At 74.5% G+C, this 19,362-nt stretch carries 16 protein-coding genes; 8 read left to right on the top strand and 8 right to left on the bottom strand.

Features of this window, described 5'->3' with window-relative positions:
• Positions 1-18: 18 nt before the first annotated feature.
• From ACFXGI_RS12945 to ACFXGI_RS12930, 4 genes are all read right to left on the bottom strand, one after another.
• Positions 19-1,545, bottom strand: a complete 1,527-nt coding sequence (locus tag ACFXGI_RS12945) for a condensation domain-containing protein (RefSeq protein ID WP_384705453.1) — start codon at positions 1,543-1,545, stop codon at positions 19-21.
• Positions 1,546-1,697: 152 nt separating this feature from the next.
• Positions 1,698-2,678, bottom strand: coding sequence for an ABC transporter ATP-binding protein (locus ACFXGI_RS12940; protein ID WP_384705452.1), 981 nt, complete (start codon positions 2,676-2,678; stop codon positions 1,698-1,700).
• A complete protein-coding gene (locus ACFXGI_RS12935; RefSeq protein WP_384705451.1) occupies positions 2,675-5,407 on the bottom strand; it encodes an FtsX-like permease family protein in 2,733 nt (910 codons plus the stop codon). Before ACFXGI_RS12935 ends, ACFXGI_RS12940 begins: the two co-directional genes overlap by 4 nt.
• Before the next feature lie 116 nt (positions 5,408-5,523).
• Positions 5,524-8,808 carry an FtsX-like permease family protein gene (locus ACFXGI_RS12930; protein ID WP_384705450.1) on the bottom strand — a complete coding sequence of 1,095 codons (3,285 nt, stop codon included), beginning with the start codon at positions 8,806-8,808 and terminating at the stop codon, positions 5,524-5,526.
• 197 nt (positions 8,809-9,005) lie between these two features.
• On the opposite strand from ACFXGI_RS12930, the gene ACFXGI_RS12925 reads away from it, so the two are divergent.
• The gene (locus ACFXGI_RS12925) at positions 9,006-9,773 is read left to right on the top strand and encodes an ABC transporter ATP-binding protein (protein ID WP_384705449.1); all 768 of its coding nucleotides are present in this window, start codon (positions 9,006-9,008) and stop codon (positions 9,771-9,773) included.
• A gap of 5 nt (positions 9,774-9,778) precedes the next feature.
• Here the strand turns inward: ACFXGI_RS12925 and ACFXGI_RS12920 are convergent, their stop codons facing one another.
• Together ACFXGI_RS12920 and ACFXGI_RS12915 are read right to left on the bottom strand one after the other, a co-directional pair.
• Positions 9,779-10,663, bottom strand: coding sequence for a LysR family transcriptional regulator (locus ACFXGI_RS12920; RefSeq protein ID WP_384705448.1), 885 nt, complete (start codon positions 10,661-10,663; stop codon positions 9,779-9,781).
• Positions 10,663-10,965 carry a hypothetical protein gene (locus ACFXGI_RS12915; RefSeq protein ID WP_384705447.1) on the bottom strand — a complete coding sequence of 101 codons (303 nt, stop codon included), beginning with the start codon at positions 10,963-10,965 and terminating at the stop codon, positions 10,663-10,665. Before ACFXGI_RS12915 ends, ACFXGI_RS12920 begins: the two co-directional genes overlap by 1 nt.
• A 48-nt stretch (positions 10,966-11,013) precedes the next feature.
• Between ACFXGI_RS12915 and ACFXGI_RS12910 the strand changes: the two genes are divergently transcribed.
• Positions 11,014-11,577, top strand: coding sequence for a hypothetical protein (locus ACFXGI_RS12910; RefSeq protein ID WP_384705446.1), 564 nt, complete (start codon positions 11,014-11,016; stop codon positions 11,575-11,577).
• 18 nt (positions 11,578-11,595) lie between these two features.
• Here the strand turns inward: ACFXGI_RS12910 and ACFXGI_RS12905 are convergent, their stop codons facing one another.
• Complete coding sequence (locus tag ACFXGI_RS12905; RefSeq protein WP_384705445.1) at positions 11,596-12,342, bottom strand: GntR family transcriptional regulator; 747 nt, start codon at positions 12,340-12,342, stop codon at positions 11,596-11,598.
• A 258-nt stretch (positions 12,343-12,600) separates the two neighbouring features.
• Between ACFXGI_RS12905 and ACFXGI_RS12900 the strand changes: the two genes are divergently transcribed.
• The 5 genes from ACFXGI_RS12900 to ACFXGI_RS12880 are packed head-to-tail and all read left to right on the top strand — an operon-like array spanning position 12,601 to position 17,453.
• A complete protein-coding gene (locus ACFXGI_RS12900) occupies positions 12,601-13,764 on the top strand; it encodes an ABC transporter substrate-binding protein (protein WP_384705444.1) in 1,164 nt (387 codons plus the stop codon).
• Positions 13,764-14,675, top strand: coding sequence for an ABC transporter permease (locus ACFXGI_RS12895; protein ID WP_384705443.1), 912 nt, complete (start codon positions 13,764-13,766; stop codon positions 14,673-14,675). The genes ACFXGI_RS12900 and ACFXGI_RS12895 overlap by 1 nt, the downstream gene beginning before the upstream one ends.
• Positions 14,663-15,622: an ABC transporter permease gene (locus tag ACFXGI_RS12890; RefSeq protein ID WP_384705442.1), complete on the top strand. Its 960-nt coding sequence runs from the start codon at positions 14,663-14,665 to the stop codon at positions 15,620-15,622. The genes ACFXGI_RS12895 and ACFXGI_RS12890 overlap by 13 nt, the downstream gene beginning before the upstream one ends.
• Positions 15,623-15,627: 5 nt before the next feature.
• Positions 15,628-16,728: an ABC transporter ATP-binding protein gene (locus ACFXGI_RS12885; protein WP_384705441.1), complete on the top strand. Its 1,101-nt coding sequence runs from the start codon at positions 15,628-15,630 to the stop codon at positions 16,726-16,728.
• Positions 16,725-17,453, top strand: coding sequence for an HAD family hydrolase (locus tag ACFXGI_RS12880; protein ID WP_384705440.1), 729 nt, complete (start codon positions 16,725-16,727; stop codon positions 17,451-17,453). The genes ACFXGI_RS12885 and ACFXGI_RS12880 overlap by 4 nt, the downstream gene beginning before the upstream one ends.
• Here ACFXGI_RS12880 and ACFXGI_RS12875 read toward each other — a convergent pair.
• Positions 17,411-17,893: a hypothetical protein gene (locus ACFXGI_RS12875; protein ID WP_384705439.1), complete on the bottom strand. Its 483-nt coding sequence runs from the start codon at positions 17,891-17,893 to the stop codon at positions 17,411-17,413. The genes ACFXGI_RS12880 and ACFXGI_RS12875 overlap by 43 nt on opposite strands.
• A gap of 117 nt (positions 17,894-18,010) precedes the next feature.
• On the opposite strand from ACFXGI_RS12875, the gene ACFXGI_RS12870 reads away from it, so the two are divergent.
• Positions 18,011-19,081: a DUF2330 domain-containing protein gene (locus ACFXGI_RS12870; RefSeq protein WP_384705438.1), complete on the top strand. Its 1,071-nt coding sequence runs from the start codon at positions 18,011-18,013 to the stop codon at positions 19,079-19,081.
• Positions 19,082-19,362 lie beyond the last annotated feature (281 nt).

Here is a 19,362-nt window from a genome sequence, read left to right as displayed (position 1 = left end):
CACGGGCGGCCGGCATCGTCAGGAGCGGCCGGTGGACGGCGCGTACGGCGCCGCGCCGTTCCGGGACGCGCCGAGCGGGCGGCGCGGCGCGGTCAGGGCCACCGGCCGCCGGAAGGAACCGTGCCGGGCGATCTCCCGGACCGTCGCGCGCAGCGCCTCCTGGAAGTCGTCCATGGTGCGGCGCGCGGCGGCGGTGTCCACGTAGATCGAGTTCATGTGCAGACCGTCGGCGTCCCGCTGGAACCAGGAGCAGGCGCCGTTGGCCCGAGCCGACCACACGTGCGAGGTCGGCCGCCAGTCCCCGTGCCGCTCGGCGCCGGGACACTTGCGGATGTCGATGTACGAGAAGAAGTTCACCGGGTACGGCCAGGAGCGGGCGGCGAACTCGGCGGGCGCCAGCAGCTGCCAGGCCCGTACGAACGGCACGTCGATGTGCTCCATCATCTCGCCGAAACCGGCCCGCACCGCCGCCATGACCTGGGCGAAGTCCCGGCCCGGCGAGGCGTCGAACTCGATGGGCATGGTGTTGACGAACCAGCCCACCGAGTTCGCCCAGCCGGCCCGGCCTCGCTCGCTGACCGGCATGAAGCCCCGGTACACGCCGGGTCCGCCGGCCTCGCGCAGGCAGACCGCGACGGCCGCCAGGACCCCCATGAACGGCTTGCCGTCCACCACACGGCAGGCCTTCTCGAACACCTCTGCCTCGGCCGCGTCCAGCAGCGGCGAGGCCTCGTTGACGATCGGGTACATCCGGTCCGGCTCCACGCCGAGCTCGAGCGGGAAGCGGGGGAAGAACTCGCCGCCGCCGCGCGCCATGAACGACTTCCAGTAGCCGAGGCGTTCGTCGTCGGCGGCGATGGAGAGGTAGCGGCGGCGCTGCTCCTCGGCGAAGTCCAGGTAGCTCGGCGCGGGCGGCAGGTCGATCTCCTCGCCGCGGCACAGCGCCTCGTACCCGTTCTGCACCTCGTGCACGACGGTCGGCATCGACAGGCCGTCGCAGACGATGTGGTCGAAGGCCAGGTAGACGGTCGTGGAGTCCTCGCGCAGGACGGCGCCCATGGTGAACAGCGGCCAGGACAGCGTGTCGATGCTGCGCTTGAACCGGTCGACGAGGAAGCCGCGCAGGGCCTCGGACGAGTCGAAGTCGGCCACGGGTACGGCGTCGAGGGCGAGTTCGGCGGCGGCGATCGGCTCGCACGCCAACTCTCCTGCGAGACGCCGGAATTCACACCGCAGCACCTCGTGCCGACACACGAAGGCCAGCAGGGAACGGGTCAGGGCCCGCTCGTCCAGCACGCCCTTGACCTCGAAGGTGACCGCGATCCAGGACGCGACGGGATCGTCGGCTCCGCGGCTCTCCTCGGCGACGGTGAAGTGCTTGTCCTGGTTGAACGAAGCCCTCCGGCCCGCCGCATCGGCCGGCACACCGCGTGGCGCATCGCCCGTGCCGCCGGTGTCCGGCGCCGGCCCGGCCGTGGACCGCAACCGCCACTCGACGACCCGTCCCGGTGCCATCTGGTGCATCTCCAGAGGAAACTGCCGCATTCCGTCATCCCTTCGCCCCCAGAGTCAACCCCGAGGCCCTAACGACACCCGCCCCACGGAAGTGACGCCCACCAGTTCGTTCACCGGGCGCGGCATCGCGCGGGCCGGGGCTCCCCGGGCCGGGGGGTCACTCCGGTGACCCGTGCTGCGGCTCAGGCGGGCAGGCCGTCGGGGTCCTCCGCGGTGTCGGGGCGGACCTCGATGTGGTCCGCGGCCAGGTCGACCGCGACGCGGTGTTCCATGCCGAGGGCCTCCAGGAACTTGTGCGGGAGCTGCACGCGGCCGGTCCGGTCGAGCATCACGTACTCGCGCTCGCTCACCGACTCCGCGCCGTGCTCGTCCGTGACCGTGCGGCGCAGCACCTCGCTGCTGGTGCGGCCGTCGCGGATCGCCACCGTACGGCGGACCTCGCCCGCGACGAGCGGGTCGTGCGTCACGATGACCACCGTGGCGCCGAGCTCCCGGTTGACGGTGCGGAACGCCTCGAAGATAGCCGCTCCCGTCTCGGAGTCGAGCTCGCCGGTGGGCTCGTCGGCCAGCAGGACCGCCGGGTCGTTGGCCATGGCCACGGCGATGGCCACCCGCTGCTGCTGGCCGCCGGAGAGCTCGGCGGGACGCCGGTCGGCGAGATCGGCGATCTCCAGCGCCTCCAGGAGGCGGGTGACCCGGTCCGCCTGGCGGGCCGCCGCGCCGCCGCGACCGCGCCGTCCCTTCAACTGCATCGGCAGGGCGATGTTCTGAGCTGCCGTCAGGAATGGCAGAAGATTGCGGGCGGTCTGCTGCCAGACGAAGCCCACCGCCTCGCGCCGGTAGCGGAGCCGGTCCTTCGCCGACATCCCGAGCAGGTCGAAGCCCTCGACCGTGGCCGAACCGGCCGTGGGGACGTCCAGCCCGGCCAGGATGTTCAGCAGGGTGGACTTGCCGCTGCCGGAAGCGCCGACCAGGGCGACGAGGTCGCCCCGCTGCACGGTCAGCTCCAGGCCCTGCAGCGCCTGCACTTCGACCCCGTCGGCGCTGAAGATGCGGACCAGGCGGTCGCAGGCGATGGCGGTGTCGGCGCGCCCGGTGCGCGGTGCGGCGGCGGCCAGGGCCTGCCGGCGCAGCTCTTCGTAGGTCGGCTGGTCGCTGTTCAACGCTCGTCTCCCGCTCTCAACTCGGTGGTGATCTGGCGCCGCCCGGATATCGCCGCCTCGGCGAGCACGGCCACGGTGACCAGGAAGGCCAGTCCCAGTGCCTGGGTCAGCACGGGCGGCGCCGTCAGGCGCAGCCCCGTCGGCACCGTGGAGCCGACGAGGGCGGACAGGTCCATGGCCGGGCCCAGCAGGGCGACGGCCGCGGCCGCGACGAGCGCCCCGCCGAGGGTGGCGGCCAGCGCCTGCGGCAGCCCCTCCGTCAGGATCAGCCGGATGCCGTCCCGGGGCCGCAGCCCCATCGTGCGCAACCGCGCCAGCAGCGCGGCGCGTTCGGGCGCCGCCCGTACCAGCGTGAGCAGGACGGCCAGCAGCGCGAAGCCCGCGGCCCCTGCCACCGACGCCCAGAACAGCCGGCCCGCCGACCGCTGCAGCGGGTCGCTGCCCAGCTCGGCGGCCGTGTCGGCGCTGGTACGGACGGTGAAGCGCCCGGCGGTCCCCGCCGGGGCGGTCGCCCGGACGGCCTCGCGCAGCCGGTCCCCGTCGACCGCTCCGGTCGCGAGCCACCGCTCGGGATGCCCGGTCTTGGGCAGGCGTGCGGTGGTCGGCCCGGCCGGCAGGACGACCACGGCGCCGCCCGCCCCGGGCCGTACCGGGGTCCCCTCGACCACGCCGACGGAGTCGATCTGCAGCTCGCCGCCGTCGCCGAACGACAGCCGGTAGGTGCCGGCCTCCGCCAGCTTGGCCAGGTCGCTGCTGAACAGCGCCGGCACGGGGGCGCCGGCGCCGGAGTCCTTCGCGAGCAGCGCGGGGTCGAACTGCCCGCGTCCGATGGTCCCGGCCAGTTCCGCGTACGCCACCGGATCGGCGACGACCACCGTGACCTGGGTGGAGCCCTGGACGGTGCCGAACACGAACGCCTTGTCGTCCGTCCACACGCCGACCGACGTCCGTACGCCGGGCAGCGCGGCGGCGGCCTCGGCCATCGCCGGGGGCAGGGCGTTCCCGTACGGCGCCGAGATCTGGACGTCTCCACCGACGGCGAGGCGGGCCACCCGAAGCCGGCCGGTGTCCACCGCGTCCAGCACCGTGGCCCCGAACCCGCCCGTGGTGACGGCCAGCAGCAGGGCGATCAGCGGCAGCACCGAGGGGCGCGCCCGGCCGCCGGTGCCGCGGGCGGCGCGGGCCAGGCCGAGGAAGCCGATCAGGCCGGGCCGCCGCCCGGCCGCCCGGGCCAGTGCCCCGACGAGGACGGGCTGGACCCGGGCAAGTACCAGCCCGCCGCACAGCGCGAGCAGCAGCGGGGCGGCGACCAGCAGCGGATCCAGGCCCTCGCCGGCGGGCGCGACCCCGCGCCGGCGGACCTCGAACACGGCCGCCGCGGTGGCGGCGGCGGCGAGCAGCTCGGCCACCAGCCGGCGCCGCGGGGCCGGCCCGCGCCGCCGTGCGGACAGCAGTACGGCGGCCCGTACGGGAAAGGCCAGCAACGCCAGCAGGGTGACGGCGGCGGCCGCGAGCAGGGCCGCGGTCCCGCGTGGCGTCGGCAGCAGCCACAGGGCGAGGGCGGTCGCCAGGGCGGCGGCGGGCAGAACGGTCACCGCGCCCTCGCCGAGCAGCCGGCCGACGATCCCGCGCGGCGAGCCGCCGCGGGCCAGCAGCAGCCGCAGCTCCGACTCCCGCCGGTCCCCGGTCAGCGCGGCGGCCAGGCAGAACACCACGGCCGCCACCCCGGCGACCCCCGCCGGGCCGATCGCGGCGAGCGGCGCGACCGCCTGCTGCCGGGCCCCGGCCTGCTTGAACAGATCCGGAAGCCGGGAGGTGATCCGCAGATCGCTCCGCTGGGTGCTGCTCCGCAGGGCGGAGGCGGTCGGACCGCCCACGTACGCGGAGATCTCCCGGGCGACGTCGGGCAGCAGGTCGGCGCGGAGCCGGCCGGTGTCCACCGGGAGCCGCCAGAAGTCCTCGGCGCCCTCGCCCCACGGCCCGAGCCGGTCTAGCCCGTCGGGCCCGACGAGGGCGCCGGTCTGCCAGTACCGCTGCGGGGGCACGGTGGAGGTGTTGGCCTGGCAGGCACGGGTGAGGCAGGGCAGCCCGGCCCAGAAGACGTCGTCCTCGTCGGTGGCCCGGTAGAGACCGACGATCTCGGCGCTCATCGGTTCGGAGTTGTTGGCGAAGGACTCCAGCACGGTGCCGACCCGGACGCCCAGGGTCTGGGCGGCCTGCTGGGACAGTGTGATCGGCACGGGCCCGCCCGGGGCGCCGCCGCTCGGCCAGCGCCCCTCCACCAGCTCGGTGTGCGCGGCGGCCTCCCGCAGGTACAGCAGGTCCATCCGGGGCGGGACGCCGTCGGGGCTGGGCAGTCCGGGGTTGGCGAGGCCGCGCTGCTTGGACGCCTGGGTGCCGTGGACGACGCCCGTGGGGGCGATGGCGAAGCCGGAGCCGGTACGGGCGAGCAGCGCGTTCCGTACGGAGTCCAGGTTCTCGGGGGTCTGGTTCCCGTACCGGGCGGTGGAGGTGGCGAGCAGGCTCGTCGCGACGGGACCGCGGTCGTGGAGGAAGGAGCGCAGCGCCTGATCGGCGCCCCTGTCCACGGCGCGCGGCAGGGAGGCCGCCAGCAGTACGGCGACGAAGGCGAGGGCCGCGGCGAGCAGGGCGCTCGACGGCGCAGACCGCAGCCGGGTCCGCACCCACGGCGCCGGCCGCACGGCGGACGGGGCGCCGGTCCGTGTCACGGACGGGGCCGCGGGCCCGGACCCGCTCCCTCGGGCGGGACCGGACGCCGGAGCGTGGCCCGGCGGGCTGTCCGGTGCGCCGTGCCGCGCGCTGTCCGGGGTGTCTGCGGGCCTGGTCACAGCTCCTCCACGTACCGCAGCCGGGCGGCCGCGTTCGAGACGTTCCGGTCGCGGCGGCCGCCGAGCACCGCCGACAGCAGCGGCACCGCCGCGATCGCGACGGTCAGCAGCAGCGTCGTGCCGTTCGGCAGGTCGACGATCACCTGCGGTACCGGTCGGCGCGCGGCGGGCGTCAGCACCACCAGCGGCACCACCAGATGGACGATCGCGGCGCCCAGCCCGACCCCGACGGCGCAGCCGAGCCCGACCAGCAGGCAGCTCTCGGCGGCCGCCGTGCGGGCCAGGGTCCGCCCGGGCGAACCGAGCGCCAGCAGGACCGCCGACTCCCGGGCCCGCTCGCGGGCGCCCGCCGCCGCGGAGGCGGCGAAGCCGATCGCCGCCAGTACCGCGCAGGCGGCGGCGAGGGCGGCCAGCGCGCTCTGCGGGCCGGCGCTCAGCGGGTCGTCCAGCAGCCCGGCGGCCACCTCCTCGCGCAGCCGTACCTGCTGTACCCCGGCGCCGGCCCGCAGTTCGGCGGCGGCGCGGGCCGGAGCGGTGTCGGCGGCGGACTTCGCGGGCAGCCACCACTCGGTGGGCGCGGGCAGTTCCCGTGCGCCGCCCGCAGCCAACAGGCGCCCCACGGTGCCCAGATCGACGGCGACAGCGGTGTCCCCGGCCACGGGCAGCGAGCCGATCGCGGCCGTGATCCGCACCGGCACCGAGACGCCGCCCAGCGGTACGGGGATCAGGTCGCCGACGGTCGCGCCGACCCCGGCGAGGTAGGCGCGGGTGGCGATCCCCGGCACCTCGGCGGCGCCCTGCGTACCGGGCGGGGTCAGTGCCAGCTGGATTCCGGCCTTGGCCTCGTGGCCGCCCCGGTAGCGCAGTTTCAGCAGCTCCGAGCCGTCCTGCGGGCCCGGCAGCAGCTCCGCGGCGGGGGAGCCGTCGGTGAGCGCGGGTGCGGACAGCGTCCAGCCGGCCGCGGCCGCCACCGGTTCGGCCCGGCCGGCCGAGGTGTCGGCCGCGGCCACCCGGCGTACGGTCAACTCCGCGGCGCCGGTGCCGGGTTCACCCGCACCGAAGTCCGAGCCCTCCTCGCCCGAGCCGTACGACACCGCGATCCCGGCCAGGGTCAGCGGAGCCGCGGCGGAACCGAGCGGGGCGCCGGTCAGCGCGCCGAGGTCCACCGAGGCGGTGGCGGCGCCGGTCGCGGGCAGCTGGACCATCGAGGTCCGGTAGGTCAGCCCGAACCGGTCGCGCACCAGCAGCCCGATCCCGGGATGACCGCTGTCACGGCCGGACACCCGCAGCTCCACGTCGAGGTCGATGCGCTGCGGCTTCCCGGGCAGGGCGATGCCGCCCGCGCCGGAGGCGGCCGGCGCCGACAGGGGTGCGAAGAGCTCCCGCATCCCGCGTCCGTCACGCAAGTCGGCGCGCAGCGGCACCCGTTCGGCCACGGCCGCCGCGTCCAGCGCGAGCACCTGCGCGGCCCGCCCGCCGGGCAGCTCCTGCGGCCCCCGGATCACCGGGATCACGCCCTCGCCGCCGGGCAGCGCCGCGTACCGGCCGCCCTGACCCATCGCGGGCAGGTCGCTGCCGGAGATCCGCAGTCCCCCGGCGGTGGCGAACTCCGCCTGGTCGCGCTGGGACGCGGACCAGGCCGTGTGCTGGCCGAGGGCCAGGACCCCGCTGGAGACGGCGAGTACGAGCAGCAGTACGGGCCCCGTGGCCCGCCCGGGCCGGCGCGCGAGCTGCCAGCCCACGAGCGCCGGGCCGAGTCCGCGGCCCCGGGCGGCGATCCGCCCGCCCAGCCGCGCGGCGAACGGCAGCAGCCGCAGCACCAGAAGCGTGCCCGCGCACAGGGCCAGCGTCGGCGCGGCCACCAGCACCGGGTCCACGCCGATCGGTGCGCCGTCGGCCGCCGGGCCGGCCGTGAGCCCGTCGCCGCTGTGCTGCGACAGCTGCTGGTAGGCGAGCGCGGCGAGGGCAACCAGGGCCAGGTCCGCGCCCGAGCGGGCGGCCCCGGCGACCAGGGCCTGACGGCGTCCGCTGCGGCGCAGGGCCGCTGCCGCGACCCCGCGCAGTACGGGGGGCAGCGCGGCCAGCAGCACGCAGGCCAGGGCGCAGGCGGCCGGGACCGGCCACAGCAGCCAGCTCCCGGAGGTGTTGAACGGCACCCGCGCGAGCGGGCCGAACCCGCCGAGCAGGCGCAGCAGCGGCGGGGTGAGCAGCGGCGCGAGGACGGCGGCGGGCAGGGCGAGCAGCAGTGCCTCGGCCGCGCTGAGCGCGCCGGGGCGGCGGCGGGAGGCGCCGCGGGCGGCGAGCAGCACGCGCTCGCCCTCCTGGCGCTCCGTCAGGAGGTGTGCGACGAGCAGCAGAGCGGCTCCGGCCAGGACGGCCAGCTGCAGCGCGCCGATGAGCAGGGTGGAGCGGGCGACCAGCTGGGCCGAAGCCAGTTCGCCGAGGAATTCCGGCAGTTCGGTCCTGGCCTGGAGGGACTTGGTGCGCTTCAGTGCTTCGGAGGCCGCGGCCGTACGGTCGCGGATCGCCTCCGCCTCGGAGCTGCCGGTGGTGGCGAGGTCAGGGGTGAGGAGCGAGCCGCGGTTGTTCTGCACCAGCCCGCCCGCGGTGAAGGCCGTGTCGTCCACGAGCAGCGGGCCGTACGTGGTGAAACTGCCGACCTGGAGTTCCCGGCCGCCCAGCGGGTCGAGCCGCCAGTAGGGCGCTTCGGGGTCGGCCGCCCGGTAGACGCCGGTGACCAGCACGGTCAGCGGGGCGCCGCCGTACCGGTCGTCGAGCCGTACCTCGGCGGGCAGCGCCTGCGGGCTCAGCCCGAGCCGGGTCAGCGCCGCCCGGGGGACGGCCACCGGTGTCCGGCCGCCCGGGGCGCCGACGGCCTCGGGCCACTGGCCGGCCAGCAGCTTCACGTTCGCGTGGTCGAGGGCGGCGAGCAGGGTGAGGTCGGCGTCCCGGCCGGGGGTGCGCGCGCCGGGGAGCCCGTACGAACGGCTGCGCGCCACGCTCTCGACGGCGACGGGCAGCCGGCCGAACAGCTCGCCTGCGAAGGCCCGTACGGCCTCGTCGTCCTTGCCGCGGTCGGCCGTGGTGTGCTCGCCGGTCACCAGGACGGTGGTCCGGGCCCGGTCCGGACCCTGCAGGGCCTGGCGCAGCCCGGCCTCGCCCACGCCGCGGGTGAACGCGGACAGTGCGGTCAGCACGGTCGTGGTGATCAGTACGGTCAGCAGCACGGCGGCCGCGAGCGGCACTCGCCCGCGCAGCCGACGCACGACGAAGCCGAGCATGTGCCGTTTTCCTCCCCCATCCGGACCGTTGGCACCGGATAGCGGACGATGCTGTCAGATTCGAACGTGCGACGGAAGGGGCTTGCGCGAAGGGTGGGGCGGATGAACAAATTCGAAACGAAGCGATTGAGGGCGATTGAGGCGGTTGCGTTGGCCGCAGCGGCGATCGTCGGCAGATTCCAGGGGGAGTCCACACCATGACGCAGAACCAGGTCGACACGGCGCAGCCGCCCATGGTCGTGGCGCACGACGTCCAGCGCAGCTTCGGCAGCGGCGAGCGCGAGGTGCACGCCCTGCGCGGGGTGTCGTTCGAGGTCGAACGCGGCCGGCTCACCGCACTCAAGGGCCGCTCAGGCTCCGGCAAGACGACCCTGCTGAACCTGGTCGGCGGCCTCGACACCCCGACAGGCGGCAGCGTCGTGCTCGACGGCACCGATCTCGCCGGACTGGACGAAGAAGGCCTACTCGCGCTGCGCCGCGACCGGATCGGCTTCGTGTTCCAGTCCTTCGGGCTGATCCCCGTCCTGACCGCGGTCGAGAACGTCGGCGTCCCGATGCGGATGCGGAAGATCCCGGCGAAGCAGCGCGAGGAACGCGCCCGCACCCTGCTCGCACTGGTCGGCCTCGCCGAACACGCCGAGCAGCGGCCCGGGGAGCTCTCCGGCGGCCAGCAGCAGCGGGTCGCCGTGGCCCGCGCCCTGGCCAACGAGCCGGCCCTGATCATCGCCGACGAGCCCACCGGTCAGCTCGACTCGGAGACGGGCCGCTCGATCATGCAGCTGCTGCGCGCAGTGGTCCGCAGCGAGGGAGTGACCGCCCTGGTGGCCACCCACGACCCGGCCCTCATCGAACTCGCGGACCGCGTGGTGGAACTGCGCGACGGCCGCATCGTCGACGCCTCGGACGCCTCGGACGCCTCGGACGCCTCGGACGCCTCGGACGCCTCAGAGGCCTCGGACGTCTGACCGGCTCACCGCTCCACCGCTTCGGCCAGCGCCGACGCCAGTGCCTGTACGTGCGGGTGCGGGCGGCGCCGGCGTGGGGTGACCACTCCGATGTGGCGGGCGGGGCGCGGGGATTCGATCCGCACCAGGGCCACGGCGGCATCCGGGGACAGGGACACCTGCGGGATCAGCGCGACGCCGACGCCCGCCGCGACCAGGGTCTGCGCGAAGAAGTAGTCGGTGGTGGAGGCGGCCACCCGCAGGTCGAAGCCCGCGCGCTCCGCGTACCGGCGCAGATGGGCCTCCGTCTTGAGGCAGCCCAGTACCCAGCGCTCGGCGGCCAGTTCCGTCAGGCCGAGCGAGTCCCGGCCGGCGAGCCGGTGCTCGCGCGGCAGGGCCAGCCACAGCGGGTCGTCCATCAGCGGCGTCCAGTCGAGCCCGGCCCGCAGGGGCAGCGGTCCGTCGAAGTGGTAGGCCAGTGCGAGGTCGGCGGAGCCCGTACGCACCATCGGGACCGCGGTCTCCGGTTCGGCCTCCCGTACGGTCAGCTCCACATCGGGGTGGACGGCCACGAACCGGGCCAGCGCCGCGGGCAGCAGCCGGCGGCCGCCGCTGGTGAACGTGGCGACCGTCAGCCGGGGCCGGCCCGCCGTCAGCCGGTCGATCTCGTGGCGGACCTGGTCCAGCTCCGCGGAGATCGTCTCCGCGGCCTCCACCAGCAGCCGCCCCGGCTCGGTCAGGGTGACCCCGCGCGTGCTGCGCACCGCCACCGGGTGGCCCAGGCTCCGCTCCAGCGAGGCGATGTGCTGCGACACCGCGGAGGGGGTCAGCAGCAGGGCGGCGGCCGCCCTGTTGAAGCTGCCGTGCTCGGCGACGGCCCGCAGGATGCGCAGCCGCTGCACGTCGATCATCAGTTTTCCTTCATACCCGTACAGCAGGTGATCGGTTCTGCTGGGGACGATACAGCGGCACAGTCGAGCCCATGCAGAAGATTCTCGTCATCGGCGGAAGCCGGTAATTCGGAAAGCACCTGGTCACCCTCCTGCGCGATGCGGGCGACGAGGTCACCGTCCTCAACCGCGGCTCCGCGGCCCCGCCGCCCGGCGTCGGCCGCCTCGTCGCCGACCGCGACGACGAAGGGCGGCTGCGCGCCGCCCTGGGCGACCGCACCTTCGACACCGTCGTCGACCAGGTCTGCTACACGCCGCTCCAAGCCGCCGTCGCCCGCCGGGTCTTCGCCGGCCGGACCGCGCGGTACGTGATGACCTCGACCATGGAGGTCTACGACCCGGCGCCGCCCACCCCCGAGGCCCGGGCCTACGCCGAGGGCAAGCGGCAGGCCGAGGCCGTCCTCGGCGAGCCGGGGCAGGGCGGCGGCCCGTTCGCCTTCGCCGCCGTGCGGACCGCGCACGTACTCGGCGGCGGCCGCGAGGAGTTCACCGGACGCCTCGCGCACTACACCGGGCGGATCGCCGCCGGAACCCCGGTGGACGTCCACGAAGCCCCGTACGCCACCTCGTTCATCCACCACCACGAGATCGCCCGGTTCCTGCAGTGGACGGCCGGGCAGTCCTTCACCGGCGCGGTCGACGCGGCCTCGCACGGGTCGCTCGACGTCCTGGAACTGTGCGCGCTGGTCGCCGAGCGGGTCGGCCGCCCCGCGGGCCTGCGAACCGTCGAAGCGGGCGCCGCCGCCTCGCCGTTCTCCTTCGACCGCGACTACGCACTCGACAACAGCCGGGCGGAAGGCCTCGGTTACCGCTTCCGCCGGGTCGCGGACTGGCTGCCGGGGGCGATCGACGAAGCGGCCGGAGCCGCCCTCTGATCTCTGATCCACGCCCCCTCATCCCTCGCCCGTACGGCGCTCCAGGGGAGTGGTTACCGCCGAGTTGCTCACACTGAACGTGACGCTGCCGGCACGGTACCGGTCGTCCGTCCACTCGATCGGTCGACCGGTGGCGGTGGCCGAGACATGTCGCTGGCGCAGCAGCGGGCTCCCGCGCCGGATCTCCAGCAGCCGCGCGTCCTCGCTGCCGGCCCCGAGCGCGTCGATGAGGTGCTCGCCGTAGTGGGCGACGATCCCGGATTCGTTCGCGAGGCTGTCCATCACCGAGCGGACGTCGTCCGGCAGCGCCTCGACCGCGGCCGCGACCCAGTCGGCGTACGCGGTCCGCTCCACCATGGTGGGCTCGCCGTCGAGCAGCCGCAGCCGGACCACGGCCAGGATCCCGGTGTCCGGCGCGAGCGCGAGCCGCTCCGCCTCCTCGGCGGTGGCCGGCCGGCGGACCCGGGAGAGGAAGCGGCTGGTGACCTCCTGGCCGAGCCCCTCGGCCCACTGGGCGAAGCTGTTCAGTTCGCCGAAGCTGTGCCGCCGCTCGTGGCGCAGAACGATCCTCCGGGCGCCCTGCCGGGAGCCGATCAGCCCCTCCGCGGCGAGCGTGGCCACGGCTTGCCGGACGGTTCCGCGCGAGGCGGACCAGCGGGCGGCCAGATCGCTCTCCGAGGGCAGCTGGGCGCCCACCGCGTACTCGCCGCAGAGGATCGCCGTGCGCAGCGCGTCGGCGATCTCCAGATACCGGATCGTGCCCATGCCGTACTCCGCCCCCCACGCTGTCGACCGGGTGTCGCCTGACGCCGTCGACCGTAACCCGACGTGTCCGCCAACCAGGGCGTTGAAGATCATTACACCCTCCCTGTCACGGCTTCTTTCGGTCAATCTCGTCTCTTCCTCGACTCGTGCCCCGCGGTCCAGTCCCCGTTCATCTTCCGTATAGCGGGGACCGGCGAACTGGAGCCAACTTGTTCAGACAAGTCGACCCCCGTCAGGAACCCGTCTCCGGGAGAGACCGTGCTCAGTTCCTCCGCTCGCCGTGGTGCAGCCGTACTGCTCAGCGCCGCCGTCCTCACCACGCTCAGCGCGTGTGGCGCCGCTCCGGACAAGGCCACCGGTGCCGCCGGCGACGGCAAGTCCAAGGTCCAGCCGGGCGCGGCCGCCTCGGCGGCCGACTTCGGCGGCATGGACGCCCTCGTCGCGGCCGCCCAGAAGGAAGGCCAGCTCAACGTCATCGCGCTGCCGCCGGACTGGGCGAACTACGGCGAGATCATCAAGGCCTTCGAGGCCAAGTACAAGATCAAGGTGAACAGCGAGAACCCGGACGCCTCCAGCGCCGACGAGATCGCCGCCGTGAAGTCCCGCAAGGGCCAGAAGCGCGCCCCCGACGTCATGGACCTGGGCATAGCCTTCGCGCGCAGCGGCGCCGCCGAGAACCTCTTCGCCCCGTACAAGGTCACCGCCTGGGACAAGATCCCGGCCGGCCAGAAGGACGCCGACGGCCGCTGGTACAACGACTACGGCGGCTACGTCTCCATCGGCTGCGACGCGGCCAAGATCCCGAACTGCCCGACGACCTTCGCGGACCTGCTGAAGCCCGAGTACAAGGGCAAGGTCGCCCTCAACGGCAACCCGACCAAGTCCGGCTCCGCCTTCGGCGGCGTCTACGCGGCCGCCCTCGCCAACAAGGGCTCCTTCGCCGACATCCAGCCCGGCATCGACTTCTTCGGACAGCTGCGCAAGAGCGGCAACTTCATCCCGGTCGAGTCCACCCCGGCCACCGTCGAGAAGGGCGAGACGCCCATCTCCATCGACTGGGACTACCTGAACGCCGGCTACGCCGAGCAGTTCAAGGGCAAGGGCGTCGACTGGAAGGTCGCCGTCCCCACCGACGGCGTCTACGCCCAGTACTACTCGCAGGCCGTCAACAAGGAGGCCCCGAACCCGGCGGCCGCCCGCCTGTGGATGGAGTTCCTGTACAGCGCCGAGGGCCAGAACCTGTACCTCAAGGGCCACGCCCGCGCGGTCCTGCTCCCCGTCCTGACCCAGGACGGCACCGTCGACAAGGACGCCGCCGCCAAGCTCCCGCAGATCCAGGGCACCCCCGCCTTCCCCGCCTCCGCGGAGCTGGACAAGGCCAAGGCCACCCTCGCCGAGAAGTGGGACAAGGCCCTCTCCTGATGTCCCCCTCCACCCCCACCTCCCACCCGGAGGGGACCGCCGGCGGCAGCACCACCAGCCGCCGCCGGCGGCGCGGCCCGCGCACCTGGCTCGCCGCCCTCCCGCTCCTCGCCTTCACCGGGCTCTGCTTCGGCATCCCGCTCGGCGCCATCGCGTTCGGCGCGGTCACCCGCACCGACCTCTCGTCCGGCGCCACCCGGCTGACCGGCGAGCACCTCTCGCGCTCGCTCCAGGGCCCGTACCTCGACTCGCTGATCGGCAGCGTGCAGCTCTCCGCCCTCACCGCACTGATCGGCGGCGTGCTCGGGGTCCTGATAGCGCAGGCCGTGGTCACCTCCCGGTCGCAGGCCCTGCGCGGCGCCGCCCTGACGGCGTCAGGCGTCCTCGCCAACTTCGGCGGCGTGCCGCTCGCGTTCGCGTTCATCGCCACCGTCGGCATCTCCGGAGTCGTCACCCAGCTCGCCGACCTCACCGGATTCGGCTGGAACCTGTACTCCTTCACCGGCCTGACCGTGGTCTACCTGTACTTCCTGATCCCGCTCATGGTGCTCGTGATCGCCCCCGCACTGGACGGACTGCGCCCGCAGTGGCGCGAGGCCGCCCAGAACAACGGGGCCACCGGACGGCAGTTCTGGCGCCACGTCGGACTGCCGGTGCTCGCGCCCTCCCTGCTCGGCGGGTTCGTGCTGCTCTTCGGGACCGCCTTCGCCGCGCACGCCACGGCCGCGGCCCTGGTCGGCGGCTCCGTACCGCTGGTCACGCTCAAGATCGCCGACGCGCTGTCCGGCAACGTACTGACCGGACAGGAGAACGTGGCGCTCGCCCTCGGCCTCGACATGATCCTGATCGCCGGCCTCGTCATGGCGGTCTACCTGCCCCTCCAGCGACGGAGCGCCCGATGGCTGCGATGACCCCGACGCCCGCGCCGACCGCCCCGGACGCCGCGGGCACCTCCCCGGACTCCGGGGCGGCGCCGGCCGGTGCCACGGCGCGGACCCGCGCCCCGCGCCGCCGCCCCCGCCCCCGCGTCTGGCGCGCCGCCGTACTCCTGCCGGCGGGCGCGTACTTCCTCGTCCCGCTCCTGGCCTCCTTCGTCTTCACCGTGCACGTGCCCGGCCAGGGCATCAGCTTCGAGGCGTACACCGAGCTCCTCGCCGCCGACGGGTTCACCGAGAGCATGCTGCTCTCCCTCGGGCTCGCCGCCGCCACCATCGCGACGTCGCTGCTGCTCGCGGTGCCCGCGCTGGTCGCCGTACGCCTCGGCTCGCCGCGGTTGCGCCCGGTCGTGGAGGTGATGTGCATGCTGCCGCTGGTGGTACCGCCCATCGCGCTGGTCACGGGGATCACCACCGTGCTGCGCTGGGGCCCCGATCACCTGTCGCGGACTCCGCTGTACCAGACCTTCCTGGCCGTGCAGAACGAGCGGTTCCCCGTCGTCCTGGTCCTCGCGTACACCGTGCTGGCGCTGCCCTTCGTCTACCGCTCGCTCGACGCCGGCCTGCGCGCCATCGACGTGCCGACGCTGGTCGAGGCCGCCCGCAGCTGCGGCGCGAGCTGGCCGTACGTGGTCCTGCGCGTGCTGCTGCCCAACCTGCGGGCCTCGCTCGCCGGAGCGGCCTTCCTGACCCTGGCGCTGGTCCTCGGCGAGTTCACCATCGCCTCCCTGCTGGGCTTCAGGCCCTTCGCCGTGTGGATCGTCACCATCTCCGGAGCGCACGCCCGGATGTCGGTCGCCGTCTCCATCCTCAGCCTGCTCATCACCTGGCTGCTGCTGCTCGTCCTCTCACGGGCCGGGACCAACCCCGCCACGGCGTCCTCCGCCCCCCGTACGTCCCCCACCTCCCGCAAGGAGTCCTGACCTCCATGTCCACCACCCTTCCCGCGGCCGGGAAGTCCGAGCGGTCCGCGGACCCCGCGCCGGGCGCGCGCGTCGAATTCCGCGGCCTGCGGCGGGCGTTCGGCTCCACCGTCGCCCTCGACGGGCTCGACCTGACCATCGAGCCGGGCGAACTCGTCGCCCTGCTCGGCCCGTCGGGCTGCGGAAAGACCACCGCGCTGCGCGTGGTCGCGGGCTTCGAGCAGCCCGACTCCGGTGAAGTCCTGGTCGACGGACAGGACATCACCCGCGTACCGGCCAACCGCCGCGACGCCGGAATGGTCTTCCAGTCGTACAGCCTCTTCCCGAACCTCAGCGCCCGCGACAACGTGGCCTTCGGCCTGCGGGTGCGCAAGGTCGGCGCGGCCGAACGCCGCGAGCGCGCCGCCGAACTCCTCGACCTGGTCGGCCTGCCCGACCACGGCGACCGCTACCCGCACCAGATGTCCGGCGGCCAGCAGCAGCGCGTGGCCCTCGCCCGCGCCCTGGCCCTGCGCCCCCGCGTCCTGCTGCTCGATGAGCCGCTCTCCGCGCTCGACGCCAAGGTACGGGCCAACCTGCGCGACGAGATCCGCCGGCTCCAGCTCTCCCTCGGCATCACCACCGTGTTCGTCACGCACGACCAGGAGGAGGCGCTGTCGATGGCCGACCGGGTCGCCGTCCTGAACGCCGGCCGCCTGGAGCAGTGCGCGGCCCCCGCCGAGCTGTACGAGCGCCCCGCGACGCCGTTCGTCGCCGAGTTCGTCGGCACCATGAACCGGCTGCCCGGACGGCTGACCGACTCCGGCCGGGTGGAGGTGGCCGGCGCCCGGCTGCCCGTCGACGGCCCGGTCCCGACCGCGACGCGGGAGGTGGAGGTGCTGGTCCGGCCCGAGAACGTCACCGCGACCGCCGACCCCGAGGGCACGGCCACCGTGGTCTCCGCGTCCTTCTTCGGCGCCGTGACCCGGCTCCACCTCGACCTGCCCGGCGGCACCTCCGTCAAGGCGGACCTGCCCTCGCGGGACGCGGGAGAGCTGGCGCCGGGTGCGCGGGCCGCCGTGGGCCTGGCCGAGCGCCCGGTGCTCGTCGTGGCCCGGTCCGCGTGAGCGGCCTCGCCGCCGTCCTGTTCGACATGGACGGCACCCTGGTCGACACCGAGGTGCTGTGGTGGCGGTCCACCGAGCGCGTCGCGCAGGGCCTCGGCCACGTGCTCACCGACGCGGACGCCCCCGAGGTCGTCGGCCGCGCCGTCGAGGACACCGCCGCCCACCTCGTACGGGTCTCAGGAGGGGGAGACCCGTCCGAGGTGGCGCGGGCCCTGACCGCGGACTTCTTCGACCGGGTCGAGGCCGGGGCGCCGATGCGGCCCGGCGCCCAGCGGCTGCTGACCGCGCTCGAAGCGGAGGGCGTGCCCTTCGCCCTGGTCAGCGCCTCGCCGCGGCTGGTCGTCGACTCGGTCGTCGGCGGTTCGCTGGCCCATGTCCCGTTCGCGTTCACCCTGTCCGCCGACGACACGGACCGGACGAAGCCGCACCCGGACCCCTACCGGAGCGCCGCCGAGCGGTTCGGCGCCGACGTACGGGACTGCGTGGCGGTGGAGGACTCGCCGGACGGCGCGGCCTCCGCGGAGGCCGCCGGATGCGGGGTGCTGGTGGTGCCGTCGCTGCTGGAGGTGCCGGCCTCGCCCGTACGCACCTTCGCGCAGTCCCTGGAGGAGGTCACCCCCGAGCTGCTGCGGAGCTGTCTCGGCGCCGTCGCGGGTGTTCCGCGGCAGGACCGGACGGACCGTCAGGAGCCCAGGCCGAGCAACTCCACCACGCCGTCCACGTAGGCGGCCGTCGGGGTGCCCGGAGCGGCGGCCGCCGCGTGGCGCAGCGAGGGCAGACCGGCGCGGACGAACGCCGCGCACTGCCCGTACAGCCCGGCCTCGTGCGAGGACCCGTCGTCCTCGGCGCCGAGCAGGGACAGCAGGGTCCACAGCAGCGCCTCGCGGGTGGCCAGCCGCGGGGGGCCCGCCGACCAGACGGCCATCAGCACCCCGCACACCGCGGGCGCGGGCGGGTGCAGGCGGCCGGACAGGAAGGCGTGGCCCTCCAGGGCGCGGAAGGCGGCCGGATGCCCCTCGGCCGCCGCCCACAGCGTGTCCACGAGATGCCCCGCACTCCGGCCGCAACCGCAGGTGACGCCCTCCCAGTCGTGCCGGCCGATCTCCGCCCCCACCGCGTCGGGCACCAGGGGGCTGCTGCGCGGCGTGTTGTCCGTCCCTCTCATGCGAGCAGTATGGGGATCGGGAACCGGCCTGACCAGGGGGTTCCGCGAGTCGGAACAGGCCTGTGACCGCCCGGCCGGAACCGGATCACGGAGGCCTTCGTCTGAGACCCCGTGTGGATGAAACGAAGAATCGCCGCCCTCCTGCTGGCCCTGCTCGCGACGCAGCTCGGATCCCTGATCAGCCCGGCGTACGCGTGCGGCTGCGGGGCGATGATCCCCGAGGGCTACGCCCGGATCGGCGTCGAACGCGAGACCTCCGTCGTGCGCTTCGACGGCCGTACGGAACAGATCGTGATGCGGTTCGTCGTCCGCGGGGACGCTCCGCGGGCGGCCTGGATCATGCCGGTGCCGGGGCGGGCCACGGTGGAGCTGGGCGACGCCGAGATGTTCCGGCAGCTGACCTGGCTGACCCGGCCCGAGTACAAGACCCGCGGCTACTTCTGGCCGCGCGACCGGGACTGGCCGTTCTCCTCCACGACGGGCGACTCCGTGGGTGCCGCGCTGCCCGGCTCGGGCGATCCCGCGGTCGGCGTCGTGGGCCGCGAGCAGCTCGGCGACTTCGACGTGGCGCGCCTGACCGCGACCGACCCCGGCGCCCTGCGCACGTGGCTGGAGGCCAACGGCTTCAAGCTGCCCGACGGGCTCTCCGCCGAGCTGAAGCCGTACGTGGACCAGAAGTGGGAGTACGTCGCCGTACGCCTCGCCCCCCGCGAGGCGGGCAAGACCCTGAAGGGCGCCCTCGACCCGCTGAAGATCCGCTTCGACAGCGACCGGCTGGTCTACCCGATGCGGCTGTCCCGGCTGGCCAGGACCCCGCAGTCGCTCGGCCTGTACGTCCTGGCCGACCACCGGATGGAGCCCGCCTCCGCGATCGGCGGTTCCGAGCCGAAGGTCACCTTCGCCGGCACGGTCACCCCGCAGGACGGCCTCGCCACGCTCACCGGCGGCAAGCCGGCGTTCCTGACGGCGATCGACCAGGAGTTCCCGGAACCGGCCCGCATCGACGGCGACCACGAACTGCGCGCCACCGCCGCCGACACCCCGTACCGCAAGGTGATCTACCACGGAGAACTGATCACCGTCGGCGGGATCCCGGCCTGGCTGCTGACGGTGGCGGCCGTACTCGTCGCCCTCGTGGCGGCCGTGTTCACCCTCCGCCGCCGCAAGTCCCGTACCGGCAGCGTCTGAAGCGCGCCCGTGCGGGGTTCGGCTGTCCGTCCCTGGAGACGTACGGCTTCCGCTGCGAGCCGACCGGCGAGGAGATCGAGACGGGCCCGCGGGTACGGGTCATGGCCCTCCTCGACCCGCGGCCGATCAGCATCGTCTCCACGGCCCCGCGCCGCGAGGTCCACGAGGCGTGTCTGCGGGCGGCCGGATTCACCGAGCCGGCTGGGTCCCGCTGGAAGTGTCCGAAGCGGGCATCCGCGCGTTCGGCAAGGAATTCCGGGCGGAACTCCTCGCGTACCCGC

The sequence above is a fragment of the Streptomyces sp. NPDC059355 genome, from assembly GCF_042752335.1.
Taxonomy (GTDB): domain Bacteria; phylum Actinomycetota; class Actinomycetes; order Streptomycetales; family Streptomycetaceae; genus Streptomyces.
The sequence above is the reverse complement of the archived record's forward strand: the minus strand, read 5'-3'. Positions and strand labels throughout refer to the sequence as shown.

Excerpts from the sequence above, each read along its gene's own strand:
- ACFXGI_RS12945 (WP_384705453.1), bottom strand. The coding sequence starts at position 1,545 with ATGCGGCAGTTTCCTCTGGAGATGCACCAGATGGCACCGGGACGGGTC.
- ACFXGI_RS12930 (WP_384705450.1), bottom strand. The coding sequence starts at position 8,808 with ATGCTCGGCTTCGTCGTGCGTCGGCTGCGCGGGCGAGTGCCGCTCGCG.
- ACFXGI_RS12925 (WP_384705449.1), top strand. The coding sequence starts at position 9,006 with ATGACGCAGAACCAGGTCGACACGGCGCAGCCGCCCATGGTCGTGGCG.
- ACFXGI_RS12920 (WP_384705448.1), bottom strand. The coding sequence starts at position 10,663 with ATGATCGACGTGCAGCGGCTGCGCATCCTGCGGGCCGTCGCCGAGCAC.
- ACFXGI_RS12910 (WP_384705446.1), top strand. The coding sequence starts at position 11,014 with ATGACCTCGACCATGGAGGTCTACGACCCGGCGCCGCCCACCCCCGAG.
- ACFXGI_RS12905 (WP_384705445.1), bottom strand. The coding sequence starts at position 12,342 with ATGGGCACGATCCGGTATCTGGAGATCGCCGACGCGCTGCGCACGGCG.
- ACFXGI_RS12895 (WP_384705443.1), top strand. The coding sequence starts at position 13,764 with ATGTCCCCCTCCACCCCCACCTCCCACCCGGAGGGGACCGCCGGCGGC.
- ACFXGI_RS12890 (WP_384705442.1), top strand. The coding sequence starts at position 14,663 with ATGGCTGCGATGACCCCGACGCCCGCGCCGACCGCCCCGGACGCCGCG.
- ACFXGI_RS12885 (WP_384705441.1), top strand. The coding sequence starts at position 15,628 with ATGTCCACCACCCTTCCCGCGGCCGGGAAGTCCGAGCGGTCCGCGGAC.
- ACFXGI_RS12875 (WP_384705439.1), bottom strand. The coding sequence starts at position 17,893 with ATGAGAGGGACGGACAACACGCCGCGCAGCAGCCCCCTGGTGCCCGAC.
- ACFXGI_RS12870 (WP_384705438.1), top strand. The coding sequence starts at position 18,011 with ATGAAACGAAGAATCGCCGCCCTCCTGCTGGCCCTGCTCGCGACGCAG.